Source organism: Jiangella endophytica (assembly GCF_003427025.1).
GTDB classification, from domain to species: domain Bacteria; phylum Actinomycetota; class Actinomycetes; order Jiangellales; family Jiangellaceae; genus Jiangella; species Jiangella endophytica.
Map to the genome: position 1 here is coordinate 160,399 of NZ_QVAI01000013.1, position 26,532 is coordinate 186,930.

The following is a 26,532-nucleotide window of genomic DNA, read 5'->3' on the forward strand; positions in this document are numbered from 1 at the left end:
CTGCCCCTGATGTCCCGCCATTGCCGTCGCCAGCCGGTTCCGCCGCGCGGGCATGCCGCGGGATCGATCGGTCAGGTGCCGGCGCACAGCCGCCGGCTACACCCGTTGCTCGTCCGATCGTCCGCCGGCCCGATCCACCTGTGACACCGGAGCACACAACCGACACGCCCGCCGTCTCAACGACCACCCACCACCGTCACCGGTTCGCACGTCGGTTCGCACGTCGGCTCGCACCGCGGAGCCGCGCCATGAGCACCGCTACTGCAGCCAGCACCATCGTCAGGGCCATCAACCACGGCGGTCGGGTGAGCCACCAGGTCATGGAGCCCGGCTGCGGCGGGACCTGCCCGGTGGCGAGCAGTGCCCCGAAGGCGACCACCAGCACCAGGAGGTGCCACAGGTACACCGTCATGGCCACCGAGCCGAACCGCACCACCGCCGCCCAGGGCCCAGGTCGCCGCAGCCAGCGCTCCAGGCGTCGCCGAGCCAGCAGCATGGCGGCGCCCTGGCCGATGCTCAGGACGAGCACGCAGACGGTCGGCGGCGACATGTTCGACAGCTGCCCGGGCAGGCCCACCATGCTGACCGGGTACGGGCCGGGGCCGGTCAGCAGCACCAGCGCGACCACGGCCGCCGTCAGCACCACCCACAGCCGACGCCGCGCCACCGCCGCGAACCGGCCGTCGCCGTACCAGACGCCCAGGTGATGGGCGAAGAGCCACACCAGCGCCAGGTTGGCTGCCGTCACCCCGGAGGGCCCGCCGGTGAGCCGCACCGCGTCCACGACCATCGCGCCCACCACCAGCCCGGCGAGGACCGTCCGGGGCGCCGCCGAGTGCCATCGCAGAAGCACCGGCGCGATCGCGATGATCCCGGTGTAGACCGCCAGGAACCACAGCGGCTGCAGCAGCAGCACCGCCAGCCGCACGGCGCCGCCGGTGGGCAGGCCGGCCGCGAATGCCGCCAGACCGATCAGCGGGACAGCCGGAAGGAACCACGGCACCGGACGCCACAGCCGGGTCAGCCTCGACCGCACGAACGCCACATGGCCGCCGCCGGCCGCGACGGTGCGCCGCCAGACCGTCAGGTTCGCGAAGCCGCCGGCCATGAAGAACAACGGCATCACCTGCAGCACCCACGTCGCCGGGCGCAGGGCGGTCAGCTCGGCGAGCGCGTTCTCCGGGATCACCCGGCCGTCCGCCGACACGGACACCGACGCCATCAGCCAATGACCGAGCACCACCACCGCCAGGCTCGCCGCCCGGACCGCGTCGACGAGCCGATCCCGCGCCGACCCGGAACCCGAGCCCGGCGCGTCCGGCTGCGCTCCGGCGGTCACTGCCGCAGCGGGCGTCGATGCGCCAGACGTGGCGACGACGGACGCCGCGCCGGCCGCCGCGCCGGCCGCCGCACCGGCCGCCAGGGCCGGGGCCAGGGCGGAGGCCGGGGCTGGGTCCCGGACGGAGGCTGGGGCCGGGACCGCGTCGCGGGGCGTCACCGCGATGCCCGCGGCCGAAAGCGGTGGATCACCGAGGGACCGGCGGCGGCGCCGAGGATGAGGACGCCCGAGACGAGATACGGCCAGACGGGTTCGGCGCCCGGATTGCCGAACCCCTGCCGCCACGAGTTGAACCCGACGGCACCGGTCGTCACGCGGGCGAGCGCCGCGCAACCGGCCCCACCGTCGGTCTCGGCGCAGCGCTCCCGCAGGTCTGCGGCGAATCGTCCGTCGATCGCCCGGCGCGCCCACGGCCCCAGCTCGCCGCCCTTCGCCGTCGCGTAGCGGAGAAGGTCGTAGCCGAGGTCGTGCGACCGGCACGCCCGGCCGAAGGCGTACGTGGTGTCGCCCAGCCACGAACAGCCGCCGTCCGGATCGATCAGGTGCGCCGAGCCGTCCGGGTCGGTCACCGGCACCGGCCGATAGCCCATGACCTCGGCGAAATCCGCGGGGAGCCCCGCCGCGAGGTCACCGCCAGCGCCACCAGCGCCGCCCGAGCCGCCTGGCCGGGCGGTGAGAACGGCGACCGCGTGGGCGGCGGGCTCGTTCTCCGGAGCGGCCGGCGACACCACCTGTCCGGCTCCGGTCAACGCGAACGACGCGAGTATTGCGGCCGCGATCAGTCCGATGCGATTCCTCATGCCGCCGGACGCTAGGAACGCGGCCTCGGCGGATCGTCCCGCTAGGGAGCCAGGTTCGAGCTACCCCGCTGGTATCCCCTGAGGGACACCCCCGTAGTACGACGCGCCGCCGCGGCCGCCGCCCTAATGTGAGTCGCGTGAACGGCGATCGGCGCACCGCCCGGTCGTGGCTGCCGTGGCTCGGCGCCGCGGCCGCGTTCGTCGTGACCCTGCAGACCGCCGGCGACGTACTGGACGTGCCGGTGAACGCCACGCCGCTGGTGGCGTTGGCCGCGGCGGCGCCACTCGGGCTGATCACGACGCTGCCGGCGCTCGGCTGGCTGCTGTCGGCCGGGTCCGCGCTGCTGGTGTCGCGCAGCTACGACGTCATCGACGGCGACCCGTGGCCGTGGCCGACCGTGCACGGAGTGGTTTTGCTGGCGCTGCTGGTCGCGACGGGGCTGCAGCCACAGCCGTGGTCGCGCTCCCCCTGCGCCCCGGAGGACGAGGACGACGCGGACGACGCAAGCTCGCCGACCGGTGAAGGCGGCGCGGCCGCGACCACCGACGCCGACGGCCGACGCCGGCCGAAGCAGGGCCGGCGGCCACGGCGGCAGCAGCGGGCGGCGCGTGTGCTGGGCGATCTCGCCGTCCCCGTAGTGGCGACCGTCGCGACGGCGATCCTGTTCGCCGTCTCGGTGCCGGACGACCTGCGGACCGGCTGGGCGGTCGGCGCGGCGGTGTTCGGGGTGGCGGGGATGGTGGCCAGGCGCATCCCGCTGTTCCGGATCCGGCCGGCCGAGGCGCCGGTAGCGGCCGCCGACCTGCCTGCGCTGCTGCGCGCCGGGCTCACCGAGGTGGTGGCCGACTGGGGACCGCCGCCCGCCGCCGAGGCGAACGGGGTCGCGCCATGGGTGCGCCGGTACGTGCCGTGGGTGGCCGCGTTCGTCGTGTTCTGGACGGCGACCTCGACCGTGGAGGCGTCGGTCGACATCCATCCGCTGCTGGTGCCCGTGGTCGCGATGGCGATGGCGGTGCCGCTCGGGCTGGTCGACCGGTATCCACTGGTCGGCTGGCGCATCGCCACCGTCCTCGGCGTCGTGCTGGTGACGCTCGGCACGCCCAGCGACGGCGAGTACGACGGCGCCTGGCCGGTGATCTTCCAGTGGACCTGGCTCGTCACCGTGTTCTTCGTCGCCGTGCGGTACGACCGGTGGACGACGGTCTGCGCGTGGGCGATCACCGTCGCAGCCATGCTGACGGGCACGGGCGACGACGCCGGGACGGCGGTCACGATGATCGTCGCGGTGACGGCGATCGCCGTCATCGGCGACCTCGTCCGTGCGCGTCGCAGCACCAGCCGCGACCTCGAGCGGCAGACCGAGCTCAGCGAGCTGGAGAAGGCTCGCCGCACCGTCCTGGAGGAACGCAGCCGCATCGCCCGCGACCTCCACGACGTCGTCGCCCACCACATGTCGCTGGTGGTCGTGCAGGCGGAGACCGCCCCGTACCGCATCGACGGACTGTCCGACGACGCGCTCGCCGAGTTCGCGTCGATCAGCGGCTCCGCCCGGCAGGCGTTGGACGAGATCCGCGGCCTGCTCGGCGTGCTTCGCGGGACGGACGAGACGGTCGCGCTGGCGCCGCAGCCGGGTCTGGAGCAGCTCGCCGACCTGGTCGACGGCGCGCGGCGGCCGGGCGTGCCGGTGGAGCTGACGACGGCCGGGGCGCCGGCGACGGAGGTGTCGGCCGCGGTCGGGTTGTCGGCGTACCGCATCGTGCAGGAGTCGCTGGCCAACGCGGTCCGCCACGCGCCCGGCACCGAGGTGACGGTCGATGTGTTCTATACGCCGCGGTCGGTGGAGCTTCGCATCCGGAACACGGCGCCCGCGGCACCAACCGCACCGACGAAGACGAACGGGACGACCGCGTCGGGCGGGACGACCGGGGCGAACGGTCACGGGCTGCCTGGCATGCGGGAACGCGCGGCCGTCGTGGGCGGGACGGTGACGGCCGGGCCGACGGCGACTGGTGGGTTCGCCGTGACGGCGGTCCTGCCGTATCAGGCCGGCACGGTCGCGCCCAGCGACCCGGCCACGGCCACAGCCACGGCCGACCGCACCACCGCCGGCACCGATGCGGGCGAGGCGGCGACCGGCGGCCAGGCCGGCGCCGAGCGTGACCCGAACACCGACGAGCGCGCCGGCAGCGGCGCGGAGAACGAGGAAGCCGGCGGATGACGATACGTGTGCTGATCGTGGACGACCAGGCGATGGTGCGGGAGGGGTTCGGGGCACTGCTGGCCGCGCAGGACGACATCGACGTGGCCGGGAGCGCCGCCAACGGGGCCGAAGCGGTCGACGCGGTGTGGCGCAAGCAGCCCGACGTCGTCCTGATGGACGTGCGGATGCCGGTGCTCGACGGGCTGGAGGCGACCCGGCGCATCCTCAAGGCGCCCGGTGACCGGCACCCGCGCGTCGTCATGCTCACCACGTTCGACCTCGACGACTACGTGTACGAGGCGCTGCGGGCCGGCGCCAGCGGCTTCCTGCTCAAGGACGCGCCGGCGGCTGATCTCGTGCACGCCGTCCGTGTGGTGGCGGCCGGCGACGCGTTGCTGGCGCCGTCGATCACGCGGACGCTGATCGCCGACTTCGCCCGTCGCCCGCAGCAGGACCGGCCCCGGCCGGAGCGGCTGCGAGTGCTGACGCCGCGGGAGACCGAGGTGCTCAAGCTCATCGCCGCCGGTCGGTCGAACGGCGAGATCGCCGAGCTGCTGGTGCTGGCCGAGCAGACCGTCAAGACGCACGTCGGGCGCATCCTGACGAAACTGGACCTCCGCGACCGCGCCCAGGCCGTCGTGATCGCGTACGAGACCGGGCTGGTGCAGCCCGGCGGCTGACGAATCATCGGACCCTGCCCGATTCCGGGCAGATTCTTGGCAATCCGGCGCCCCGAAGGCATGGTGGGACGCGTGACGCACAACGCCGCGGATCTCGTCGAGCAGATCATCCGGACGACGGGGCTGCCGGCCGGCGAGGCGCGGCGGGTCGTCGCCGACGTCGCCGCGTACTTCTCCGAACACGTCGAGGACTACGTGCGCAGGCGTCACCATGAGCTGCAACTGCGCGGTGGGAAGAACGAGGAGATCTTCGAGCGCATCCGCGCCGAACTGGCGCACCGTCCATTCCGCGCCCCCGAGCTGTCCGCACGGCAGCTGCGCCGCATCGTCTACGGCTGACGCCGCCCCCTGGCCGCCCTGCGGCCCGCTGACCTGAACACGAGGCAACGAGAGGACACGCCACCATGTGCGGAATCGTCGGATACGTCGGCGCGAAGCCGGCTGCCCCCATCCTGGTCGACGGCCTGGCGCGGCTGGAGTACCGCGGCTACGACTCCGCCGGAGTCGCGGTCCTGGGCCCGAACGAGATCCGGCTGCATCGCGACGCCGTCCGGGTCCGCGAGCTGGAGGCGAGCCTGCCGAAGCGGTTCGGCGGCAAGGTCGGCATCGGCCACACCCGCTGGGCCACGCACGGCGTCCCGTCGCAGCGCAACGCCCACCCGCAGCTCAGCGCGGACGGCCGGGTCGCCGTCGTGCACAACGGCATCATCGACAACGCGGCCCAGCTGCGCACCGAGCTGACGGCGGACGGCGTCGAGCTGACGTCCGACACCGACACCGAGGTGCTGGCGCACCTGATCGCCCGGGCACAGAGCGGCAGCAGCACCCTCGAGGACGCCGTCCTCGCCACCCTCGACCGCATCGACGGCACCTACGGCATCGCCGTCGTCGACCAGGCGCACCCGGACCGCATCGTCGTCGCCCGCAACGGCAGCCCGATCATCCTCGGCATCGGCGACCGCGAGATGCACGTCGCCAGCGACACCGCCGCCCTCGTCCGCTACACCAAGCAGGTCGTCCACCTCGACGACGGCGAGCTCGCCACGCTCAGGGCCGACGGCTACCAGACGTTCACCCGCGACGCCCGCACCACGAAGACCGCGGTCACCGTCGACTGGGACACGTCGGACTACGGCACCGACGGTCACGAGCACTTCATGCACAAGGAGATCGCCGAGCAGCCCGACGCCGTCCGCCGCGTCCTCAAGGGCCGCCTGGACGAGCGCTTCCACACCGTCCGCCTCGGTGGTCTGGAGATGGACGCCCGGGAGCTCCGCGAGTTCCGCCGGGTCAAGATCCTCGGTTGCGGCTCGGCCTACTACGCGGGGCAGGCCGGCGCGCAGTTCATCGAGGAGGTCGCCCGCATCCCCGCCGACGCCGAGCCGGCGTCGGAGTTCCGCTACCGCAACCCGGTCATCGAGAAGGACACCCTGTACGTCGCGGTCAGTCAGTCCGGCGAGACGTACGACACGCTGGTCGCCGTCCAGGAGCTGAGGCGGAAGGGCGGCCGGGTGATCGGCCTGGTCAACGCGGTCGGGTCGAGCATCGCGCGGGAGTGCGACGGCGGCGTCTACCTGCACGCGGGCCCGGAGGTCGCGGTCGCGTCGACGAAGGCGCTGACGAACATGATGGTCGGGTTCGCGCTGCTCGGCCTGCATCTGGGCCGTATCCGCGACGTCTCGCCGGCCGACGGGCGCCGCCTCATCCAGGCGCTGCAGGAGCTGCCGGAGCAGATCGAGACGATCCTCGACGACGAGGCCCACCTGGCCGACGTCGCGAAACAGCTCGCGCAGGCCCCCAGCCTGTTCTTCGTCGGGCGCACCCGCGGTTTCCCGGTCGCCCGCGAGGGCGCGCAGAAGCTCAAGGAGATCTCCTACCGGCACGCCGAGGCCTACCAGACGTCCGAGCTGAAGCACGGCCCGCTCGCGCTGGTCGGCCCGGAACTGCCGACCGTCGCGATCGTCCCCGACGACGAGCTGCTCGACCGCAACCTCGGCGCGCTGCAGGAGATCACCGCGCGCTCCGGGCCGCTCGTGGTGGTGACGCACGACGGCGTCGCCCTCGGCGTCGCGGCCGCCCAGGTGATCACGGTGCCGAAGAGCGAGCCGGAGCTGGATCCGCTGCTGCTGACGATCCCGCTCCAGCTGCTCGCGTACCACGCCGCCCTGACGCTCGGCCACGACGTCGACAAGCCGCGCAACCTGGCGAAATCGGTCACCGTCGAGTAGGCGTCCTGGAAATGATCACGTCAAGTAGGCGTTCGCCCGCTTCACCAGGAATGCATGCCTGGTGAAGCGGGGACACCCCCACTCAACGTGATCATTTCCCCGGGGTCAGCCGGCGACGTGCGGGGCGACCTCGGCCGCGATCAGCTCCAGGTGGTCGAGGTCGGCGAGGTCGAGGATCTGCAGGTAGACGCGGCCGGCGCCGAGCTCGCGGACCGCGTTGATGCCGTCGACCACTTCCTGCGGCGTGCCGGCCAGCCCGTTCTCGCGGACCTCGGCCGGCTCGCGCCCGATGGCGGCGGCGCGCCGAGCGAACTCGGCTTCGTCGGCCCCGACACAGGCGACCAGCGCCACCGAGTAGACCAGCGAGTCGGGGTCGCGGCCGGCGTCCTCGCAGGCCTTGCGAACGGCGCCGAACCGGTCGGCGATGTCGGACTTCGCCGGGAACGAGGAGTTGTACTCGGCGGCGAACTTCGCGGCCAGCGCGGGCGTGCGGCGCGGGCCGTTGCCACCGACGATCAGCGGGACCGGCTGCTGCACCGGCTTGGGCAGCCCCGGAGAGTCGGACACGGTGTAGTGGGACCCGGCGTAGTCGAACGTCGACCCGGCCGGGGTGTTCCAGAGCCCGGTGATGACGTCGAACTGCTCTTCCAGCAGGCCGAACCGCTTCTCCGGGAACGGGATGCCGTAGGCCGCGTGTTCCTGCGCGAACCAGCCCGCGCCCAGCCCCAGCTCGACCCGTCCCCCGGACATCTGGTCGACCTGCGCGACCTGGATGGCCAGCACGCCGGGGTGCCGGAACGTCGCCGACGACACCAGGGTGCCGAGTCGGATGCGCGACGTCTCGCGGGCCAGGCCGGCCAGCGTGGTCCACGCGTCGGTCGGGCCGGGCAAGCCGCTGACGGAACCCATCTTCAGGTAGTGGTCGGAGCGGAAGAAGGCGTCGAACCCGAGCCGCTCGGTGGCCTGCGCGACGGCGAGCAGGTCGTCATAGCTGGCCCCCTGCTGGGGCTCGGTGAAGATCCTGAGCTGCATGGGCCCAGCCTTTCACGGCCCACCCGGCAGCGTCAGAGCCAGTCCTTCTTCCGGAACACGACGAACAGCGTGGCGCAGACGATGGCCATGAGCATCAGCGCGAACGGGTAGCCGAATGCCCAGTGGGTCTCTGGCATGTTGTCGAAGTTCATGCCGTAGATCGTTCCGACCAGGGTCGGAGCGAACAGGATGGCCGCCCAGGAGGAGATCTTCTTGAGCTCCTCGTTCTGCGCGAAGCTGGCCTCGGTGAGGGACTTCATCTCCTCGTTCTGCTGCTGGGTGACCAGCGTGGCGTTGACGGCGAGGATGTCGGAGAGCACCTGCCGGAAGCCGTCGACGCGCTCGGTGACCTCTGTGACGTGGTCGGCGACGTCGCGCAGGTAGCGCTGCAGCTCTTCGTCGGTGCCGTACTTCTCGAAGCCGCCCTCGAGCCCGGACAGCATGCCCGACAGCGGCCGCGTGGCCCGCTGGAACTCCAGCACCTCGCGCGACAGCTCGTAGATGCGCCGCGACACCTTGGGGTCGCGGCCGAACACCTGCACCTCGATCTCGTCGACGTCGTTGCTGACGCCGTTGACGACCGGCACGTAGCCGTCGACCACGGAGTCGAGGACGGCGTACAGCACGGCCTCGGGACCGAGCCCGAGCAGGTCAGGGTCGTCCTCCATGCGGCGCCGGACGCTGGAGAGGTCGGGAGCCGAGCCGTGCCGCACGGTGATGACGAAGCCGGGACCGACGAACAGGTGCAGCTCGGCGAAGTCGACCTCCTCGATGGCGTCGATGTAGCGCGCCGCACGCAGCACGACGAACAGCGTCTCGCCGTAACGCTCGAGCTTGGGCCGCTGGTGCGCCTCCATGGCGTCCTCGACGGCCAGCGGGTGCAGGTCGAACTCGTCGGCCAGCGACAGCAGCTCGGCGTCGCTCGGCTTGTACAGGCCGATCCACGCCATCGCCTCGGCGTCGGCGCGCAGCTGGCGGTACGTCTCGGCCAGCGAGCTGGGCGTGCTGATGCGCTTGCCGTCGCGGTACAGCGCGGCGTCGACGATGCTCGACCGGGGCTCGGTGGCCTCGGGCTCGTCGGCGGGACGATCGGTCACGGAGTTGTCCCGGCCCTGACGGCGCAGGGCGGGACGGATGACGCGCAGGGCGCGCTGACGACGAGGTGGCATGACGTCGCTCCCGGGACGGTGAGGCGGACGGAATCGGGTGTCGCGCGACGCAGGAACACCCGGCCGCCAGACATCAGCTGCCCGTGACCTCGGTGCCCTGCGGCGCATGACTAGGGGGTTCACTGCGCATGGCAGCCTCACCTCCCGATTCGTCGCCGCTGTGCCGTGGTCAAGAATAGTCCACGACGGACTCCGGCGGCGATCAGCTCGCCGGATGCAAGATCGCCACGCATTCGACGTGATGCGTCATCGGGAACAGGTCGAACGCGCGCAGACCGGTGAGCTGGTAGCCGTGGCCGGCGAACGTGGCGAGGTCGCGGGCCAGGGCGGCGGGATCGCAGGCCACGTACGCGACGACGCGCGGCGCGCGCTCGGCGATGCGGCGCACGACCGCGGCTTTGGCGCCCTCGCGGGGCGGGTCGAGCACGACGACGTCGGCGGCGGCCGGGACGCCGGCCGGACCGGAGCCTGACAGCACCCGGTCGACCCGCCCGGTCAGGAGCCGTACCCACGGGACATCGTGCAGGTTGCGCCGCGCGTCGGCGACGGCCTGCCGCGACCCCTCGACGCCGACGACCGTGCCCGTGCTGCCGACCAGCGGCGCCAGCGCACCGGCGAACAGCCCGACGCCGCAGTAGAGGTCCAGCGCGGTCTCGCCGGGCCGGGCCTGGACACCGTCCAGCACCGCGTTGACCAGCGTGTCCGCCGCTCCCGGGTGCACCTGCCAGAACCCGCCGCCGCTGACCCGCCAGCGGCGGCCGGCGGCCTCCTCGACGACGTACCCGCGGCCCTCGACGACCTCGCCGTCGACGAGCAGCTGGCGATCTCCCGAGTTCGCGGCGACGACCTCGACCGACGCCGCGCCCGGCCACTCGCCGTCCTCGACGCGGGCCGCGCGGACCTCGGGGTGCGCGATGCGGCAGGCGTCGATCGGCACGACCTCATGCGACCGGTGCGCCCGCAGCCCGGCCCGTCCGCTCCCGTCGACGGCGTACGTCACCCGCGTGCGCCAGTCGAGCCCGCCGGCGTCGCACGCGACCGGCTCGACGGTCACCTCGCGCCGCAGCCCGGCCAGCCGTTCCAGCTGCTCGGCCACGACGGCCGCCTTCAGCGATCGCTGCGCGGGCAGCAGCACGTGTTGCCAGTCGCAGCCGCCGCATCGTCCCGGACCGGACCACGGACACGGCGGCTCGACCCGCGCCGGCGACGGCGTGAGCACGGCGACCGCGTCGGCGCGCCAGAACCGGTCCTCGGTGCCGCCCTCGGTGATGCGGATCCGCACCCGCTCGCCGGGCAGCGTGTGCCGGACGAACACCGCGCGGCCCTCGTGCCGGGCCACACAGACTCCGCCGTGCGCGACCGGTCCGACGTCGACCACGACCTCCGTGCCGACGACGGAGTCGCCACGGACCGTGCGCGTCCGCCCGCTCAGCGGGGACCGCCTCGCCGCACGTCGCCCGGCGCGCGGGGCGCGGACTTCGCCTTCGCCTTGGCCTTCGCGGCCGCCGCCGAACGCAGCTGCCACGGCACGCTCGTCACCATGACGCCCGGCGTGAACAGCAGCCGGCCCTTGAGCCAGAAGACGCTCTGGTTGTGCAGGATGCGCTCCCACCAGTGCCCGACCACGTACTCGGGCACGTAGACCGTGACGACGTCGCGCGGGCTGGCCCGGCGGATCGCCCGCACGTACTCGACCACCGGCCGGGCGATCTCCCGGAACGGGGAGTCGAGCACTCGCAGCGGCACCGGGATGTCGTGGCGGTCCCACTCGTCCAGCAGCGCGGCGGTGGCCGTCGCGTCGACGTCGACGGTGATCGCCTCGAGGATGTCCGGCCGTGCCGCTCGCGCGTAGGCGATGGCGCGCACCGTCGGCTTGTGCAGCCGCGACACCAGCACCACGGCGTGCACGCGCGACGGCAGCAGCGACTCGGCCGGCCAGTCCTCGACCGCGAGCTCCTCGGAGGTGCTGTCGTAGTGCCGCCGGATGCCGCGCATCAGCAGGAACAGCAGCGGCATCATGGCGACGACCAGCCAGGCGCCGTGGGTGAACTTGGTGATCAGCACGACGACCAGGACGATGCCGGTGAGGATCGCGCCGGTGCCGTTGATCGCCCGCGAGCGCAGGATCTGCCGGCGTTCGGCGCCGGTGGGCCCGGCCGCGAGCAGCCGGTTCCAGTGCCTGACCATGCCGGTCTGGCCGAACGTGAACGCCGTGAACACGCCGACGATGTAGAGCTGGATCAGCCGGGTCACCGACGCGTCGAACGCGACGATCAGCAGGCCGGCCAGCACCGCCAGCACGAGGATGCCGTTGCTGAACACCAGCCGGTCGCCGCGGGTGTGCAGCTGGCGCGGCGCGTAGCGGTACTGGGCGAGGATCGAGCCGAGCAGCGGGAAGCCGTTGAACGCGGTGTTGGCGGCCAGGATCAGGATCAGCGCCGCCGCGCCCTGGATGTAGTAGAAGGGGATGGTGTCGCCGCCGAACACCGCCTCGGCCAGCTGCGAGATGACCGTCGGCTGCGGTTGCGAGCAGTCGAACCCGACCAGGTCGCAGGAGTTCTCGACGTAGCGGACGTCGGCGATCACGGCCAGCGCGGTGATGCCGCTGAACATCGTGATCGACAACGTGCCCATGATGGCCAGCGTCGCGGCGGCGTTCTTCGCCTTGGGCTTGCGGAAGGCCGGGACGCCGTTGGCGATCGCCTCGACGCCGGTCAGCGCCGTACAGCCGGACGCGAACGCCCGGAGGACCAGCAACATCAGCGCGATGCCACCGAGGTCGGTCATCTCGGCGGCGACGTCGTACTGCGCGGACTCCGCGACCGGGTCGTCGCCGAACACCGTCCGGCCCAGACCCCACACGATCAGCGCGCCCATGCCGACGATGAACAGATAGGTCGGGATCGCGAACGCGATGCCGCTCTCGCGGATGCCGCGCAGGTTCATCGCCGAGAGCAGGACGACGATGCCGATGGCGATGGGCACCCGATAGTCGTTGAGCTCCGGCACGGCCGAGATCAGGTTGTCCACGCCGGCGGAGACCGACACCGCCACCGTCAGGATGTAGTCGATCAGCAGGGCGCTGGCGACGATGAGCCCGGCGGTCGGGCCGAGATTGGTGTTGGCGACCTCGAAGTCGCCGCCGCCGGTCGGGTACGCGCGCACCAGTTGCCGGTACGACGCGACGACGACGATGAGCAGCAGCACGACGACCGCGGCGACCCACGGGGTGTACGTCAGATAGGCCAGCCCGCCCAGCGTCAGGATGACCAGGATCTCCTGCGTGGCGTACGTGACCGACGACAGCGGGTCGCTGGCGAACACCGGCAGGGCCAGCCGCTTGGGTAGCAGTGTGTGCCCCATGCGGTCGCTGGGGAGCTTGCGACCGATGAGCAGCCGCTTGGACAGATCGCCGAGGCTCGGCACGATCGGCAATGGTATTCCTTTCGGGGCGGCCGTGTAACGTCGGCAGCGACACGGCGAGCCCCCCGGCGCCGCCCGGTGAGTGTTGGAAGGACCACATGCACGTCGTCATCATGGGCTGCGGCAGGGTCGGCTCGACCGTCGCGCACATCCTCGAGTCGCACGACCACACGGTCGCGATCGTCGACCAGAACCCCGAGGCGTTCCGGCGGCTGCAGCCGGGCTTCGAGGGCTCGACGGTGGCCGGGGTCGGGTTCGACCGCGACGTGCTCATCGAGGCCGGCATCGAGCGCGCCGACGCGTTCGTCGCCGTGAGCAGCGGCGACAACTCCAACATCCTCGCCGCCCGGGTGGCCCGCGAGACGTTCGGCGTCGACAACGTGGTGGCCCGCATCTACGACCCCGGCCGCGCGGAGGTCTACCAGCGGCTGGGCATCCCGACGGTGGCGACCGTGCGGTGGACGGCCGACCAGATCCTGCGCCGGCTGTTCCCCGAGGGCGCGCAGACCGAATGGGTCGACCCCACCGGGACCGTCCAGCTGGCCGAACTGCACGTCAGCAACGGCTGGATCGGCCACACCGTCGACAAGCTGGAGGAGGCGTCCGGCGTGCGGGTCGCGTTCCTCACCCGCTACGGCGAGGGTGTCCTGCCGACCGCGTCGACCGTCGTCCAGGACGGCGACCTCGTGCACGTCCTCGTCAACACCGAACGCATCCCGTACGCCGCGCAGGTGCTCTCCAAGGACCCGGAGGTGGAGATCTGATGCGCGTCGCCATCGCCGGAGCCGGCAACGTGGGCCGCTCGATCGCGTCGGAGCTGCTCGCCAACGGGCACGACGTCCTGCTCATCGACCGCGACACCAAGGCGATCAAGGCCGCCAGCGTGCCGGAGGCCGAGTGGCTGCTGGCCGACGCCTGCGAGCTGTCCATGCTCGAGGAGGCGGCGCTGGACCGCTGCAACGTCGTCATCGCCGCCACCGGCGACGACAAGGTCAACCTCGTCGTGTCGCTGCTGGCCAAGACCGAGTTCGGCGTCCCGCGCGTCGTGGCCCGGGTGAACCACCCGCGCAACGAGTGGATGTTCAACGAGTCCTGGGGCGTCGACGTGTCGGTGTCGACGCCGCGCATCATGAGCGCACTGGTCGAGGAGGCCGTCAGCGTCGGCGACCTCGTCCGGCTGTTCAGCTTCCGTCAGGGCGAGGCCAACCTCGTCGAGCTGACGCTCCCGGCCGACTCCCCCATCGTCGGGACGGCCGTCGCGGACGTCGCCTGGCCGGTCGACACCTCGCTGGTCTCGATCATCCGCGGCAAGCACGTGCACAGCCCGCTGCCGGACCTGCCGCTGGAGGCCGGCGACGAGCTGCTGTTCGTCGCCGCGCCCGAGCGGGAGAAGCAGCTCGAGGACCTGCTCTCGCCGCACACCGGCTGACGGCTCCGCCGGACGATGGCGGCAGACGCCGCGTCCGGTGGTCCGCGCCCTGGCCGGACCGCTGCCGGCCCGCCCGGGACGGCGTCAGCCGTCGAGGGAGTCGGGCCTGGAGGGCGGCTGCGCGGGCGCCTGGCGCTCCTGGTGGGCGCGGTAGGCCGGTCGGATGATCAGCCAGGACAGATACGCCACCAGCAGGAACAGCGGCCAGCTCATGACCAGCCGGGCGCCGGCCAGCCAGCCGATCTGGTCCTCGCCGGCGAGGTAGAGCGGCACCTGCACCGCCAGCCGCACCGCGAACATACCCACCCACAGGAAGCTGGCCTGCGTGTAGGCGCGCACCAGCGCGGGGTCCTGTCGCCAGGCCATGCCCTGGCCGGTGACCAGCCCGACGAACACGCCGAGCAGCGGCCAGCGGACCGCGATGGACACCAGGTAGGCCAGCCCGTAGCCGACGTTGATCAGCAGGCCGGGCAGGAACACGTCCTCGGCGCGGCCGGTGCGGCTGGCCATGAACGCGGCGAGGCCGACGCCGAGGAAGCCGGCGATGACGTTCTGCAGCGGCTCCTTGCGCAGCAGCCGGACGACGCCGAGCAGGACGCCGGACGCCACCGCGACCCACAGCGACAGCGTGAGGTCGCGGCCGGCGGCGGTGTAGACGAGGGTGAAGAGGGCGAGCGGCAGCCCGGCGTCGAGCAGAGCCGCGGGACCGAGGACGTCCTTGGGGCGGAACCGCTCGTCGGACGCGATGGCCTGGATCCAGCTCGGCCGGCCGGTGGGGTCGGGGGCGCCGGGATCGCTCTGACTCATCTCACTCCATGCCTGCGGGCAGCAGCTCGTATCGTGGGTTGTACATGACCCTGCGGCCGTCGAGGGTGGCCACCCGTCCGGTCGCGACCAGCCGGCGTCCGCAGCTGATGCCGGCGATGCGTCGCCGGCCGAGCCAGACCAGTGTCACCGCACCGGAGCCGTCGTACAAATCGGCTTCGAGGGCGGGGGTGCCCAGGCGAGGCTGCAGCGTGACCGACTGCAGCACGCCACGAACACGGACGGTGGTGCGATCCTCGACGCCGGCCAGCGGCTGACAGCCGGCCTCGCGCGCGTCGTCGCGCAGCTCCTCGGCTTCGACCTCCTCGTCGGAGGCGACCCACCGGGTGATGGCGCCCCAGAGTCCGCGGCGCGCGGTGGTTCCTTCGGTCTTCACGAGCCCTCCCCGGGCGGGGTCCTGCTCAACGTGCTCTCCCACATCTACAGGATATTCCGCCCGGCAAACGGCCAGGTCAGGCCTGGAGCGGCGCGGACGGGTCGGCTGGCGGGCGGGTGCCGGCCGGCGGCTTCAGCACGATGACGTCGCCGGGCGCCATCGGCGACTGGCCGCGGACGACGACCGTCTCCTTCACCAGCTCGACGAACCGCTGGAACACGGCGGCGTCGTTGGTGGCCTTGCCGAGGAACGTGGCCCGCAGCATCCAGCGCGGCCCGTCGATGGCCGACACCCGCGACGGCTGCAGCACCTGCTTGCCGTCGGGCGCCTGTACCGGGACGACCAGCCGGACCTCGGTGCCGAACGGGCCGGTCGCCTCCTCGGCGCGGCCGCCCCGGCGCTGGGCGTCCTGGGTGATCTGCAGCCGGGTCTGGTCCCACAGCCCGGAGCTGCGCGGCGCGGCGACGGCGATCAGCTGCACCGCGGCGTCCTCGATGGCGAGGACGGCGCTGGTGGCGTTGCCGGTGCGCTGGTCGACCTGCAGCTGCAGCTTCATGCCGGGCGCGGCCTTGACCAGCAGGCCGCCGAGGTCGACGCGGCCCTGGCGCGCTTCGTCGAGGTCGACCTCGGACTCGTCGAGCGGGCCGCCGGAGCGGTCGCTCTTGGGCGACTCGCCGTCGTCCGCATCGGACCCGGACTCGCCGGGCTCCGAGCCGGACGCCGTCGAGGCGGCCTGCGTGGTCTCCTCGACCTCGAGCTCGTCCTCATCGCCGCCGCGGCGCCGCCGTCCCCACACCCTGACCGTCCCCTTACGTCTATCGAACGCCGGCGTTGCCGCCGGCCTGGCTTGCCGTGCCCGTCGACCCGTACCCGCCGTCGCCCCTCGCCGAGCCCGGCAGCCGCTCCACCTCGTGGAACCGGGCCTGCTCGACGCGCTGGACGATGAGCTGGGCGATGCGGTCGCCGCGTGCGAACACCGCCGGCTCCCGCAGGTCGTGATTGACCAGCACCACCTTGATCTCGCCCCGATAACCCGCGTCGACCGTGCCCGGAGTGTTGACGATGCTGACCCCGAGCCGATGCGCGAGACCCGACCGCGGGTGGACGAATGCAGCGTATCCCGCGGGCAGGGCGATCGCGATGCCCGTCCCCACCATGGCCCGCTCACCCGGCGGGATGCTGACGTCGCTGGTCGTGACGAGGTCGGCGCCGGCGTCGCCGGGATGCGCGTAGCCGGGCAGCGGCACCTCCGGGTCCAGCCGGGTGATGAGGACGTCGACCAGCCGACGTCCGCCGTCAGCGGAGAAGAGTGCGTCGGTCGGGTCAGTCACGGGTTCACCTCCGCGACCTTCGCGGCCGCCTCGGACAGCTCCGACGTGGCCACCGGGCGGCCGTGGTCGGTGAAATGGGTGGGCGGGACGACGACGAAGACGGCCGACGCGGTGAGGCTGACCGGGCCGTCGGGGGCGTTCTCGCGGCCGACGGCGGACATGAAGATCTTCCGGCCCTCGGCGCGGTCGACCGCGGCGCCGATGTGCAGCGTCGTGCCGACCGGGACGGGACGCCGGTAGCTGGTCTCCAGGTGGCCGGTGACCGCGGGCTTGCCGATCAGCCAGATCAGCGAGCCGAGCACCTCGTCGAAGGCCAGCGACAGGATGCCGCCGTGGGCGAGGCCGGGCGCGCCCTGGTGGTCGTCGGTGACGGTGAACGTGCCGGCCACGGTGAGGCCCTCACCGGCGACGACGGTGACGTGCAGCCCCGTCGGGTGGTCCGGGCCGCAACCGACGCACATGCGGTAGTGCGAGGCGATGGTGCTGCCCGGTGCCGGCGCGTCGGGATGCCGCTCGATCGCGTCGTGCGGACGCGACTCCCCGTGCTGCCGTTCAGTCACGATCGACGACCCTACCCGTTCGGCTCCGCGATCCGTGACACCCTGAACACTGGGCCCGCGGGGTCCACCTCCACGGTGCGTGGCAGTCTGCTGCAATGACCCATTACCGCGAACGCCTGGTGGCACCGGTCCGATGGTGGCTGCTGCTGGCGGGCCTGGCCGCGTCGGCCTGGCTGGTCTACGACCAGGTCTACGGACCGAGGGTGTCGCTGCCGGTGGCCGGCGCCGTGTTCGCGCTGGGCGCCGTGGCGCTGCTGCTCTACGGCCGGCTGGCGATCACCGTCGGTGACGACGGCGTCAGCGTGGGGCGGGCCCGGCTGCCGCTGACGGCGACCGGCGCGGCCGAGGCGCTCACCGGGGAGGAGGCCCGGGCGGCCCGTGGCCCCGGCCTCGACCGCCGCGCCTACGTGGCGATCCGCGGATACGTGCCGGGGGTGGTGCGTATCAGAGTCGACGACGACGCCGACCCCACTCCCTACTGGCTGGTGTCGACGCGCCGCCCCGAGCGGCTCGTGGCCGAACTCGAGGCGGCGCGTCACACGACCGGCCGGTGAGGGGAAGACGTCGGTCGCCGACCGCGGGGTCTGGCGCCGGTCTTCGATGAAGGGGCGGGCTCAGGCCGCGCAGTCGCGGCAGATGAGCATCCCGTCCTTCTCCTTCGCCAGCTGGCTGCGGTGGTGCACCAGGAAGCACTGCGAGCAGGTGAACTCGTCAGCCTGCCGCGGCAGCACTCGGACTGCCAGCTCCTCGTTCGAGAGGTCCGCTCCGGGAAGCTCCATGGACTCGTTCAGGTCGGACTCGTCGACGTCGACGATGCCCGACGACTTGTCCATGCGCCGGTTCTTCAGTTCCTCCAGCGAGTCCTCGGACAGATCCTCGTCGGTCTTGCGTGGCGCGTCGTAGTCGGTTGCCATTGATCTATTCCCCCTCACTGGGCGCGTCGTGATGCAGGTGGCCGGGCCGGTTTGGACACCGTGCCCCTCCGTAACGCACGACGGCCCGCGGTTGTGCCCGCTCCGAGCGGGAGATTCTGCCTGATGCGGTACCCCGTTGGCACGGCACCCCACCCTGTGGGAATTCGTGTCGTCCTCTGGACCGACGGATCACACCGTTCTCGGGGACGAGGGATGTCACCATTCCAGGCGAGAGGCTGTCAACGGATCGTCCTGTTCTGAGAGGAAGCGCATGCTCGAACTCGACCGGCTGTCGCGCCGCTACGGGGACGTCGTGGCCCTCGACGATCTCTCGTTCACGGTCCGACCAGGGCAGATGTACGGTTTCGTCGGCACCAACGGCGCCGGTAAGACCACCGCCATGCGCATCGTCCTGGGGGTTCTCGAGCCCGACAGCGGCGAGGTCCGCTGGAACGGCACCCCGCTCGACCAGGACATCCGGCGTGAGTTCGGTTACATGCCGGAGGAGCGCGGCCTGTACCCGAAGATGCAGGTGCACGAGCATCTGGTCTATCTCGCGCGGCTGCACGGTGTGGCAGGCATCACAGCCGGCAAGGCCGCATCGGACCTGTTGGAGGCGCTCGCTCTGAGCGAACGTGCGTCAGATCGCATCGAATCGCTCTCACTCGGAAACCAGCAGCGGGTGCAGCTGGCCGCCGCGCTCGTGCACGATCCCACCGTCATGGTCCTCGACGAGCCCTTCAGCGGCCTCGACCCCATGGGCGTCGACTCCATGGCTGCCGTGCTGCGCGCCCGAGTCGACGCCGGCGCCGCCGTGGTGTTCTCCAGCCACCAGCTGGAGCTGGTCGAGCGGCTGTGCGACGCGGTCGGCATCATCCGGGCCGGTCACCTGGTCGCCGACGGCACCGTCGACGAGCTGCGCGGCACCGCCGCCAACCGCTACCGGCTGGAGATCGGCGCGCCGCCCGGCTGGACGGCGTCGCTGGCGGCCGCGCTGCCCGGCCTCACGGTCGTCGAGAACGGCCAGCGCAGCGCCGTGGTGGAGCTGCCGCCGTCGACCGGCGACCAGACCCTGCTCGACGCCGCCCGCGCGTTGGGCCCCGTCCACCAGTTCACCCCGGTGCGCCCGACGCTGGCCGACCTGTTCCGTTCCGTCGTCGCCGAGCCGGCCGCCGCGCCGGCCGGGCCCGAGAAGGTCGAGGTCGCCTGATGTCGCGCCCACTGTCGTTCCGCGAGGCCGCCACGCTCGTCGCGAGGCGCGAGTTCGGCCAGCGGATCCGGGAACGGTCGTTCTTCATCTCGCTGCTCATCACGCTGGGCATCATCGCGGTGGTCGTCCTGCTCCCCCGGTTCACCGACTTCGGCACCGGCAGCTACGACGTCGCGCTGGTCGGCGAGCCGTCCGGCCTGCAGGAGGCCGTCTCGCGGCAGGCCACGGTCGCCGACGTGGAGGTGAGCTTCCGGCCGGTGTCCGACGCCGACGAGGCCGAGCAGGCCGTCCGCGACGGCGACATCGACGCCTACCTCGACGGCGACACCGTCGTCGTCGACCAGTCGCTCGACAGCTCCCTGCGCGCCGTCCTCGAGAACGCGTACAGCCAGGTCGAGGGTGCTCGGGCGCTGGAATCGGCCGGCATCGACCCTGACGAGGTGTCTGCCGCGCTGACGTCGGCGACCCTCCAGACCGTCACGCTCGATCCCGACGCCGACGAGCGCGAGACCCGCGGCGGCATCGCGTTCTTCGGCACCATCGTGCTGTTCGGCCAGCTCATCACCTACTCGATGTGGGTCGCCATGGGCGTCGTCGAAGAGAAGTCGAGCCGGGTGGTCGAGGTGATCCTCGCCACGATCCCGGCGCGGGCCCTGCTGGCCGGGAAGGTCGTCGGCATCGGGCTGCTGGGGCTGGTGCAGCTGGCGCTGATCGGCGGGCTGGGGCTGGTGCTCGCGTCGGCGTTGGGCGCACTGGAGCTCAGCGGGCCGATGATCACACCGGTCCTGACGGCGCTCGGCTGGTTCGTCCTCGGCTTCGCCGCCTATGCGTCGCTGTCGGCGGCGGCCGCGGCCCGCATCTCGCGGCAGGAGGATCTGCAGAACGTCACCACGCCGGTGAACACGCTGATGATGGTGTCGTACTTCGGGGCGTTCTACGTGTTCCTCAACCAGGACGCCGCCTTCGCCGGCGTCCTGAGCGTCGTGCCGCCGTTCAGCGCACTGATCATGCCGCTGCGGATGGCCAGCGGCGACGCCGCGGCCTGGGAGGTCGGGCTGGCGCTGGCCCTGATGGTCGGGTTGATCGCGGTGCTGGTGGTGCTGGCGGCGCGCATCTACGAAGGAGCGGTGCTCCGGATGGGCGCCAAGGTGTCGCTGAAGGACGCGTGGGCCGCTCGGCGGCGCGTGAGTTCCTAGGCTTCGCCGCCGCCGGGGGCTGGCCGTGTGGCGCGTGGCGTGCTCGCGTGGGCCCGACGTATCCGCGCAGGCCGAGCCCGCGATTCGGCGGCTTCCGGCGTACGCGCGTGGGCCTGACGTCGCTCCTGTGTCGCCGCGTCGGTCCGGTGTACCCGTGGGCAGACGGACCTGGTTGGGCCCGCGTACCGTGCGCCGGGCACCGTACCGTCGCCGTCCCCCTGCTGCCCATTCTCTGAGCCGCGCAACCGCGCCTCGAGCGGACTGAATGGCACTTCGCGCGACGATGACCGCTTGACCCACGACTCGGCGGTCCAAGAACTGGCAGCTCTCTGGGGGACGGGGCGAGTCTGGGCACGCCTGCACCCCCGCAATCGTCGTCCCGGTCCGGCGCGAGGGCCGTCCCGACGCACGGTCGCCCGTCGTCTCGATCCGGACCGCCGCGAGGGCCGTCCCGACGCACGGTCGCCCGCAGTCCCGATCCGGCGTGAACGGTCGCCCCGGTCAGCCGCCGGCCGCTGCCCCGGTCCGGCGTGAACGGTCGCCCCGGTCAGCCGCCGGCCGCTGCCCCGGTCCGGCGTGGCCTGTGGACAGCGAAGATCATCCACGATCACGTGCATCACGAGGCGTTCTCCCGCTTCACCAGGAATGCACGCCTGGTAGAGCGGGAGAACGCCTGGTGATGGCCACCGAATCACCGCGAAATCTCACCACGTGGACACCCACGCCACCCCACCGACGCACACCGACCCACGTCGACGGCCAGGACCGTCCCCGATAGCCAGGACCGTCCCCGACCGCCAGGACCGTCCCCGACCGCCAGGACCGTCCCCGACACCCCGGACCGTCCCCGACACCCCGGACCGTCCCCGACACCCCGGACCACGGCCACCGACATCGAGGACAACTCCGGTCATCGACGAACGGTGCACCGTGCACAGCGGGCTGTGCCCGCGTTTCCCCCGCCCCTGATAGCAGCCAGTTCTGAGACCGCGGGACCGCGGGGCCGCGGGTCAAGCGGTCATCGCCGGCGCGAAGCGCCCAACAGTCCGATTGAGGCGCGCGTTCGCGGCTTGAAGAATGGGCAGCAGGGGGACGGCCCACTCGCGATCCCCGGCCAACTGCCGACAGCGGCACACGGCAGGGCGACGGCGGCCTAGTCGCGATCAGCTCCAAGACGTTCGAGCAGCGCCGTCAGCTCGGCCGCCACTCCGGGCGTCGCCGCCATCGCCAGGTCGTTCCCGGCCGGTGCGCCGCGCAGGCCACCCACGACCGCGCCGGCTTCGGCGGCGATCAGGCCGCCCGCGGCGAGGTCCCACGGGTTCAGCCCGCGCTCGTAGTACGCGTCCAGCCGGCCGGTGGCCACCGCGCAGAGGTCCAGCGCCGCCGCGCCTGCCCGCCGGATGTCGCGTACGGCCGGCACGACCTCGAGCAGCACCGCCGCCTGCCGCGCCCGCCGCACCGCGTCGTAGCCGAAACCGGTCCCGACCAGCGCCAACGACAGCGACGCACAGGCTGACACGCGCACCTGGCGCCCGTCCAGCCAGGCACCACCGCCGGCCACGGCGGTCCAGGTCTCGCCGCTGGCCGGGTTGTGCACCACACCCGCCCGCACGACGCCGTCGATCTGGGCGGCGATGGAGACCGCGTACTGCGGGATCCCGTAGAGGTAGTTGACGGTGCCGTCGATCGGGTCGACCACCCAGTCGACTCCGGAGGAGCCGATGACGGAGCCGTCCTCCTCGCCCAGGAAGCCGTCGTCGGGGCGGGTGGCGAACAGCCGCGACCGGATCAGCGCCTCGGCGGCGGTGTCGGACTCCGTCACGACGTCGGTGGGCGTCGACTTGGTGCCGGCGACGGCCATGCGCTCCACCGCCTCGCGCTTGTCGCGGACGAGGTCACCGGCCTCGCGGGCGGTCTTCTCGGCCAGGACGAGCAGGTCGGCGGGGTCGGCCGTCACAGGGGATCCTCCAGCGGGGGACGTCACGGATAAGGGGGCGAGTCGACGCCGCACAGGGCGGGGCGGTCTTCCCGCAGGTTGGGACAGCAGCCGCCCGGGCACACGTCGGAGGCCGGGCCGGGGGCGCCGATGCTGGCCCGGACGACGGACTCGCCGCGCTCGCCGGCGGCCCGCTCGAGCAGCAGGTCGATGACGGTGTCGACGAAGTCGGGGTGGGTGCCGGCGGTGGCCGCCCGGGCCGCCGCGATGCCCAGTTCCTTCGCCGTCGCCAGCGCCTCGGTGTCGAGGTCGTACGCGACCTCCATGTGATCGGACAGGAACCCGATGGGCGCCAGCACCACCGATTCGACGCCCTGCTCCGCCAAGGCCGCCAGGTGGTCGTTGACGTCCGGCTCCAGCCACGGCATGGACGGCGGCCCGCTGCGCGAGCAGTACACGAGGTCGTGCTCGCGCTCGACCCCGGTCCGCGCGGCCACCTGGGCGCTGACGGCGGACGCGACGGCGAGGTGCTGCGCGACGTACGCGCCCCCCGCCGGGCCGGAGGTCTCGGCCATGGTGTCCGGAATGGAGTGCGTCACGTAGACGATGCGCGCGGAGTCCGCGACCGAGCGGGGCAGGTCGCCCAGCGCGCCCACGACGCCGTCGGCGTTGGCCGTGACGAAGCCGGGGTGGTCGAAGGAGTGCCGCAGCCGGTCGATGCGCGGCGCGCCCGGCCCGACCTTCTGGACCGCGCGCCACAGGTCCTCGCGGTACTGCCGGCAGCCGGAGTAGGAGTCGTACGCGCTGGTGATGAACGCGGCGACCCGCTGGACGCCGTCGTCGCGCATGCGAGCCAGCTCGTCGGCGAGGTAGGGGTCCCAGTTGCGGTTGCCCCAGTAGACCGGCAGCGAGATCTTCCGCTCGGCCAGCTCGTGCTCGAGGTTCGCGATCAGCGCGCGGTTCTGGTCGTTGATGGGGCTGCGCCCGCCGAACAGGCGGTAGTGCTCGCCGACCTCTTCCAGCCGCTCACGCGGGATGCCCTTGCCGCGGGTGACGTTCTCGAGGAACGGGATGACGTCGTCCTGCCCCTCCGGACCGCCGAAGGAGACGACCAGAAGGGCGTCGTACGGATCGGTGATGCTCACCATGAAAGCCTAAGGCCTCGCGGCCGACCGCCAGGTCCCGGCCGCGTCGAGGCCCACAAGGGAAGGGGTGATCGAGCCCATGGTCTGGCAGAACTGGGCGCGTACCGTCCAGGCGCGCCCGGTCCGCGTCGAGCGGCCGTCCAGCGCCGACGAGGCCGCCGCCGTGCTCACCGCCGCCGCCCGCGACGGCCTGCGGGTCAAACCGATCGGCGCGGGGCACAGCTTCACCCCGGTCGCGGCGACGGACGGCGTCCAGGTGCGGCTGGACGCTCTGAGCGGCCTGCTCGCGCTCGACACGGCCCGGCACACCGCCACGGTCGGCGCCGGCACCCGGTTGCACGAGCTCAACGCCCTGCTGGCGGAACGCGGCTACGGACTGACGAACCTGGGCGACATCGCCGTCCAGACGGTGTCCGGGGCCATCGCGACCGGCACCCACGGGAGCGGCCGGGCCAGCGCGTCACTCTCGGAGCAGGTGGTGGCGCTGGAGCTCGTGCTGCCCGACGGCACCGTCAAGCAGGTGTCGGCCGACGACGACGGCGAGCTGTTCCAGGCCGCGCGGCTGAGCCTCGGCGCGCTGGGCATCGTGACCAGTGTCACGTTCCGGGTCGAACCGGCGTTCACGCTGCGCTCGACGGTGGAGCGGACGACGCTGGACGCCGTCGTCGAGCGGTTCGCCGAGCTGGAGGCCGCCGACCACTGCGACCTGTACTGGCTGCCGTTCACCGACGCCGTGCAGCTCACCGTCAACCGGCGCACGGGCGAGCCGGCCGCGCCGCCGAACCCCGTCGCCGCCTGGTGGTCCGGCGACGTCGTCGAGAACGCGGGACTGGCGCTGGTCCAGCGCCTGACGCGGGCCGCGCCGAAGGCGACGCCGGCCGTCAACGCCGTCGCCGCCCGGCTGATCAGCGGCCGCACGTTCGTCGACGCCGCGCCGCAGGTGTTCACCAGCACCCGGCGGGTCCGGTTCCACGAGATGGAGTACGCACTCCCCCGTTCCGCGGCCACCGCCGCGCTCCGGGCGTTGCGCGACCTGACGGCGCGCGGGCCGTGGCGGGTGGCCTTCCCGGTCGAGATCCGGCTCGCCCCGGCCGACGACGTGTGGCTCTCGCCCGCCTTCGAGCGCGACACCGTGTACGTCGCGACCCACGCCTACCCGCGCACGGACTACACCGGCTGGTTCACGGCCGTCGAGAAGCTGTGGACGGAGTACGGTGGGCGGCCGCACTGGGGAAAGCTCCATACCCGCGATTCAGGGTATCTTCGCGATCACTACCGGCACATGGGTACGTTCCGGGCGGTCCGCGACCGGGTCGACCCTGACCGGATCATGGGCAACGAGTACCTCGAGCAGGTCCTGGACGAGTGAGCCTGGACACGAGAATTGGCTTGTCAGACCGGCCGTTGGCGGCGTGGCGGCTTGGTCTGACGCGGTCCCGCGGGTGACGATGGACGGCAGTCGTGATCGGAGGTGAGGAGATGCGTGAGCTTCGGCTGATCGCAGTCAGCGAGGACGGCGCCCACCTCATCCTCTCCGGCCACGACGGTGAACAGCTGGCGTTGCGGGTGGACGACCGCCTGCTCGCCGCGATCCGAGGCGACCGAGCGAGGTTGGGACAGTTGGATATCCGGCTCGAAAGCCAGCTACGTCCACGCGACATCCAGGCACGCATCCGGGCCGGTGAGTCTGTCGACTCCGTGGCCGCGGTCGCGGGCATGCCCCGCGAGAAGGTCGAGCGCTTCGCCGGCCCCGTCCTCGCGGAGCGCGAGCACATCGCCGGCCGCGCCCGGCAGGCCACCGTGCGCCGGCTGGGCGGCGACGGCCCGCCGCAGACTCTTGAGGCCGCCGCGGGGGCGACCGCCAAGACCCACGGCGCCGACCCCGACCTCGTCGAGTGGGACGCGTGGCGGCGCGAGGACGGCCGCTGGCTGGTCCGCTTCGCCTGGGCCGGCGAGGAGGAGGACTCCGCCCTCTTCTCGTTCGACCCCTCGGGCCGCACCGTCGTGCCCGAGGACGACAACGCCCGCTCCATCGCCGGCGTGCTGCCGGCCGAGGCGCCCGCCGACCCCGAGCCCGCGGCCCCGGCCGGTCCGGCCCGACTGTCGGTGGTGGGCGGCGGCGCGGCCACGAAGGCTCCCGCCGAGGACGACGAGGGCCCCGACCTCCCGGCGTTCCTCAAGCCGGCCGGCGTCGGCCCGGTGCGTAGCCTGGTCCGCGACCTCGACCACGACGACACCGCCGAGCAGGACGACGACGAGTTCGAGAACACGACGCCCATCCCGGCCGCCGCGGCCCGCCGCACCAACCGGCGCACCACCCGCACCGGCCGCGAGCGCCGCCGCCGCGAGCCCGACCTCTTCCACGACCACGCGCCGGAGCCGGCCGAGCCCGCCGCCGCACCGGACGACACCGCGGACGCCGACGACACCGCCACCAGCGAACGGCTGCGGCTCAGCGACATCGCCCAGCACGTCGAGACCGAGGAGGAGTCGGCCGCCGACCTCGCCCCGACGGCCGACGAGGAGCCGGCCCCGCCGGCCCGCAAGACCAGCTCGTCGCGGTCGCGCCGGCCCAGCGTCCCCAGCTGGGACGAGATCATGTTCGGACGCCGCAAGAACGACTGACGCCACACGGCGCCCCCACGGCCCGCCTCGTCCACGCGACGAGGCGGGCCGTTCCGCGTCCGCCCCTTCCCCACGCGCCCCTTACGTTGTAAGGCCGACGGCGTTTCGTGGAA

The 26,532-nt window shown here is 72.6% G+C and carries 25 protein-coding genes; 11 read left to right on the plus strand and 14 right to left on the minus strand.

From position 1 onward, the window contains the following. Nucleotides 1-196: 196 nt before the first annotated feature. Nucleotides 197-1,339 carry an acyltransferase family protein gene (locus tag DZA62_RS24060; RefSeq protein ID WP_116951486.1) on the minus strand — a complete coding sequence of 381 codons (1,143 nt, stop codon included), beginning with the start codon at nucleotides 1,337-1,339 and terminating at the stop codon, nucleotides 197-199. Nucleotides 1,340-1,494: 155 nt separating this feature from the next. Then, complete coding sequence (locus DZA62_RS24065; protein ID WP_116951487.1) at nucleotides 1,495-2,139, minus strand: hypothetical protein; 645 nt, start codon at nucleotides 2,137-2,139, stop codon at nucleotides 1,495-1,497. 137 nt (nucleotides 2,140-2,276) lie between these two features. Here DZA62_RS24065 and DZA62_RS36485 point away from each other — a divergent pair, with 137 nt between their 5' ends. The 4 genes from DZA62_RS36485 (at nucleotide 2,277) to glmS (ending at nucleotide 7,248) form a co-directional block, all read left to right on the plus strand. Then, complete coding sequence (locus DZA62_RS36485; protein WP_198664119.1) at nucleotides 2,277-4,358, plus strand: sensor histidine kinase; 2,082 nt, start codon at nucleotides 2,277-2,279, stop codon at nucleotides 4,356-4,358. Continuing rightward, the gene (locus DZA62_RS24075; RefSeq protein ID WP_116951488.1) at nucleotides 4,355-5,020 is read left to right on the plus strand and encodes a response regulator; all 666 of its coding nucleotides are present in this window, start codon (nucleotides 4,355-4,357) and stop codon (nucleotides 5,018-5,020) included. Before DZA62_RS36485 ends, DZA62_RS24075 begins: the two co-directional genes overlap by 4 nt. A 60-nt stretch (nucleotides 5,021-5,080) precedes the next feature. Then, a complete protein-coding gene (locus DZA62_RS24080; protein WP_116951489.1) occupies nucleotides 5,081-5,359 on the plus strand; it encodes a hypothetical protein in 279 nt (92 codons plus the stop codon). Between the two features lie 65 nt (nucleotides 5,360-5,424). Next, nucleotides 5,425-7,248, plus strand: coding sequence for a glutamine--fructose-6-phosphate transaminase (isomerizing) (glmS, locus tag DZA62_RS24085; protein ID WP_116951490.1), 1,824 nt, complete (start codon nucleotides 5,425-5,427; stop codon nucleotides 7,246-7,248). 105 nt (nucleotides 7,249-7,353) lie between these two features. On the opposite strand, the gene DZA62_RS24090 is transcribed toward glmS, so the two are convergent. The 4 genes from DZA62_RS24090 to DZA62_RS36495 all read right to left on the minus strand — a co-directional run bounded on the left by DZA62_RS24090 (nucleotide 7,354) and on the right by DZA62_RS36495 (nucleotide 12,812). After that, nucleotides 7,354-8,280 carry an LLM class F420-dependent oxidoreductase gene (locus tag DZA62_RS24090; RefSeq protein ID WP_116951491.1) on the minus strand — a complete coding sequence of 309 codons (927 nt, stop codon included), beginning with the start codon at nucleotides 8,278-8,280 and terminating at the stop codon, nucleotides 7,354-7,356. A gap of 32 nt (nucleotides 8,281-8,312) precedes the next feature. Next, nucleotides 8,313-9,449, minus strand: a complete 1,137-nt coding sequence (locus DZA62_RS24095) for a magnesium and cobalt transport protein CorA (protein WP_116951492.1) — start codon at nucleotides 9,447-9,449, stop codon at nucleotides 8,313-8,315. Nucleotides 9,450-9,651: 202 nt separating this feature from the next. Then, nucleotides 9,652-10,881, minus strand: coding sequence for a class I SAM-dependent RNA methyltransferase (locus DZA62_RS36490; RefSeq protein WP_198664135.1), 1,230 nt, complete (start codon nucleotides 10,879-10,881; stop codon nucleotides 9,652-9,654). Beyond that, on the minus strand, nucleotides 10,878-12,812 hold the full coding sequence (locus DZA62_RS36495; protein WP_408619522.1) for an APC family permease: 1,935 nt from the start codon (nucleotides 12,810-12,812) through the stop codon (nucleotides 10,878-10,880). Before DZA62_RS36495 ends, DZA62_RS36490 begins: the two co-directional genes overlap by 4 nt. 158 nt (nucleotides 12,813-12,970) lie before the next feature. Between DZA62_RS36495 and DZA62_RS24105 the strand changes: the two genes are divergently transcribed. Then, entirely contained in the window at nucleotides 12,971-13,636 is a 666-nt protein-coding gene (locus DZA62_RS24105) for a potassium channel family protein (RefSeq protein WP_116951493.1), read from the plus strand. Next, on the plus strand, nucleotides 13,636-14,301 hold the full coding sequence (locus DZA62_RS24110; protein WP_116951494.1) for a potassium channel family protein: 666 nt from the start codon (nucleotides 13,636-13,638) through the stop codon (nucleotides 14,299-14,301). The genes DZA62_RS24105 and DZA62_RS24110 overlap by 1 nt, the downstream gene beginning before the upstream one ends. A gap of 84 nt (nucleotides 14,302-14,385) precedes the next feature. On the opposite strand, the gene DZA62_RS24115 is transcribed toward DZA62_RS24110, so the two are convergent. From DZA62_RS24115 to DZA62_RS24135, 5 genes are all read right to left on the minus strand, one after another. Then, the gene (locus tag DZA62_RS24115) at nucleotides 14,386-15,108 is read right to left on the minus strand and encodes a DUF3159 domain-containing protein (protein ID WP_116951495.1); all 723 of its coding nucleotides are present in this window, start codon (nucleotides 15,106-15,108) and stop codon (nucleotides 14,386-14,388) included. Between the two features lies 1 nt (nucleotide 15,109). Then, complete coding sequence (locus DZA62_RS24120; RefSeq protein ID WP_198664121.1) at nucleotides 15,110-15,502, minus strand: OB-fold nucleic acid binding domain-containing protein; 393 nt, start codon at nucleotides 15,500-15,502, stop codon at nucleotides 15,110-15,112. Between the two features lie 76 nt (nucleotides 15,503-15,578). Next, nucleotides 15,579-16,298, minus strand: a complete 720-nt coding sequence (locus DZA62_RS24125; protein ID WP_116951496.1) for a DUF3710 domain-containing protein — start codon at nucleotides 16,296-16,298, stop codon at nucleotides 15,579-15,581. A 19-nt stretch (nucleotides 16,299-16,317) separates the two neighbouring features. Then, a complete protein-coding gene (gene dut, locus DZA62_RS24130) occupies nucleotides 16,318-16,833 on the minus strand; it encodes a dUTP diphosphatase (protein ID WP_116951497.1) in 516 nt (171 codons plus the stop codon). Beyond that, nucleotides 16,830-17,393 carry a PaaI family thioesterase gene (locus DZA62_RS24135; RefSeq protein ID WP_232827588.1) on the minus strand — a complete coding sequence of 188 codons (564 nt, stop codon included), beginning with the start codon at nucleotides 17,391-17,393 and terminating at the stop codon, nucleotides 16,830-16,832. Before DZA62_RS24135 ends, dut begins: the two co-directional genes overlap by 4 nt. Before the next feature lie 95 nt (nucleotides 17,394-17,488). Here DZA62_RS24135 and DZA62_RS24140 point away from each other — a divergent pair, with 95 nt between their 5' ends. Beyond that, entirely contained in the window at nucleotides 17,489-17,947 is a 459-nt protein-coding gene (locus DZA62_RS24140) for a DUF3093 domain-containing protein (protein WP_116951498.1), read from the plus strand. 60 nt (nucleotides 17,948-18,007) lie between these two features. Here the strand turns inward: DZA62_RS24140 and DZA62_RS24145 are convergent, their stop codons facing one another. Continuing rightward, nucleotides 18,008-18,307: a DUF4193 domain-containing protein gene (locus DZA62_RS24145; protein WP_116951499.1), complete on the minus strand. Its 300-nt coding sequence runs from the start codon at nucleotides 18,305-18,307 to the stop codon at nucleotides 18,008-18,010. 271 nt (nucleotides 18,308-18,578) lie between these two features. Here DZA62_RS24145 and DZA62_RS24150 point away from each other — a divergent pair, with 271 nt between their 5' ends. Both DZA62_RS24150 and DZA62_RS24155 read left to right on the plus strand, forming a co-directional pair. Then, nucleotides 18,579-19,517 (plus strand): ABC transporter ATP-binding protein, encoded by a 939-nt coding sequence (locus DZA62_RS24150; RefSeq protein WP_116951500.1) that lies wholly within the window; start codon nucleotides 18,579-18,581, stop codon nucleotides 19,515-19,517. Next, complete coding sequence (locus DZA62_RS24155) at nucleotides 19,517-20,713, plus strand: ABC transporter permease (protein WP_116951501.1); 1,197 nt, start codon at nucleotides 19,517-19,519, stop codon at nucleotides 20,711-20,713. The genes DZA62_RS24150 and DZA62_RS24155 overlap by 1 nt, the downstream gene beginning before the upstream one ends. A gap of 1,153 nt (nucleotides 20,714-21,866) precedes the next feature. Here the strand turns inward: DZA62_RS24155 and DZA62_RS24160 are convergent. Both DZA62_RS24160 and DZA62_RS24165 read right to left on the minus strand, forming a co-directional pair. Beyond that, nucleotides 21,867-22,670, minus strand: a complete 804-nt coding sequence (locus DZA62_RS24160) for an inositol monophosphatase family protein (protein ID WP_198664122.1) — start codon at nucleotides 22,668-22,670, stop codon at nucleotides 21,867-21,869. A 23-nt stretch (nucleotides 22,671-22,693) separates the two neighbouring features. After that, nucleotides 22,694-23,794, minus strand: a complete 1,101-nt coding sequence (locus DZA62_RS24165; RefSeq protein WP_198664123.1) for a ferrochelatase — start codon at nucleotides 23,792-23,794, stop codon at nucleotides 22,694-22,696. A 79-nt stretch (nucleotides 23,795-23,873) separates the two neighbouring features. Here DZA62_RS24165 and DZA62_RS24170 point away from each other — a divergent pair, with 79 nt between their 5' ends. Further along, nucleotides 23,874-25,163, plus strand: coding sequence for a D-arabinono-1,4-lactone oxidase (locus DZA62_RS24170; protein ID WP_116951551.1), 1,290 nt, complete (start codon nucleotides 23,874-23,876; stop codon nucleotides 25,161-25,163). 110 nt (nucleotides 25,164-25,273) lie between these two features. Next, complete coding sequence (gene sepH, locus DZA62_RS24175; protein ID WP_157987872.1) at nucleotides 25,274-26,419, plus strand: septation protein SepH; 1,146 nt, start codon at nucleotides 25,274-25,276, stop codon at nucleotides 26,417-26,419. Nucleotides 26,420-26,532: the final 113 nt, after the last annotated feature.

Excerpts from the sequence above, each read along its gene's own strand:
- DZA62_RS24065 (WP_116951487.1), bottom strand. The coding sequence starts at position 2,139 with ATGAGGAATCGCATCGGACTGATCGCGGCCGCAATACTCGCGTCGTTC.
- DZA62_RS24075 (WP_116951488.1), top strand. The coding sequence starts at position 4,355 with ATGACGATACGTGTGCTGATCGTGGACGACCAGGCGATGGTGCGGGAG.
- DZA62_RS24080 (WP_116951489.1), top strand. The coding sequence starts at position 5,081 with ATGGTGGGACGCGTGACGCACAACGCCGCGGATCTCGTCGAGCAGATC.
- glmS (WP_116951490.1), top strand. The coding sequence starts at position 5,425 with ATGTGCGGAATCGTCGGATACGTCGGCGCGAAGCCGGCTGCCCCCATC.
- DZA62_RS24090 (WP_116951491.1), bottom strand. The coding sequence starts at position 8,280 with ATGCAGCTCAGGATCTTCACCGAGCCCCAGCAGGGGGCCAGCTATGAC.
- DZA62_RS24095 (WP_116951492.1), bottom strand. The coding sequence starts at position 9,449 with ATGCCACCTCGTCGTCAGCGCGCCCTGCGCGTCATCCGTCCCGCCCTG.
- DZA62_RS36495 (WP_408619522.1), bottom strand. The coding sequence starts at position 12,812 with ATGGGGCACACACTGCTACCCAAGCGGCTGGCCCTGCCGGTGTTCGCC.
- DZA62_RS24105 (WP_116951493.1), top strand. The coding sequence starts at position 12,971 with ATGCACGTCGTCATCATGGGCTGCGGCAGGGTCGGCTCGACCGTCGCG.
- DZA62_RS24110 (WP_116951494.1), top strand. The coding sequence starts at position 13,636 with ATGCGCGTCGCCATCGCCGGAGCCGGCAACGTGGGCCGCTCGATCGCG.
- DZA62_RS24115 (WP_116951495.1), bottom strand. The coding sequence starts at position 15,108 with ATGAGTCAGAGCGATCCCGGCGCCCCCGACCCCACCGGCCGGCCGAGC.
- DZA62_RS24140 (WP_116951498.1), top strand. The coding sequence starts at position 17,489 with ATGACCCATTACCGCGAACGCCTGGTGGCACCGGTCCGATGGTGGCTG.
- DZA62_RS24145 (WP_116951499.1), bottom strand. The coding sequence starts at position 18,307 with ATGGCAACCGACTACGACGCGCCACGCAAGACCGACGAGGATCTGTCC.
- DZA62_RS24150 (WP_116951500.1), top strand. The coding sequence starts at position 18,579 with ATGCTCGAACTCGACCGGCTGTCGCGCCGCTACGGGGACGTCGTGGCC.
- DZA62_RS24155 (WP_116951501.1), top strand. The coding sequence starts at position 19,517 with ATGTCGCGCCCACTGTCGTTCCGCGAGGCCGCCACGCTCGTCGCGAGG.
- DZA62_RS24170 (WP_116951551.1), top strand. The coding sequence starts at position 23,874 with ATGGTCTGGCAGAACTGGGCGCGTACCGTCCAGGCGCGCCCGGTCCGC.
- sepH (WP_157987872.1), top strand. The coding sequence starts at position 25,274 with ATGCGTGAGCTTCGGCTGATCGCAGTCAGCGAGGACGGCGCCCACCTC.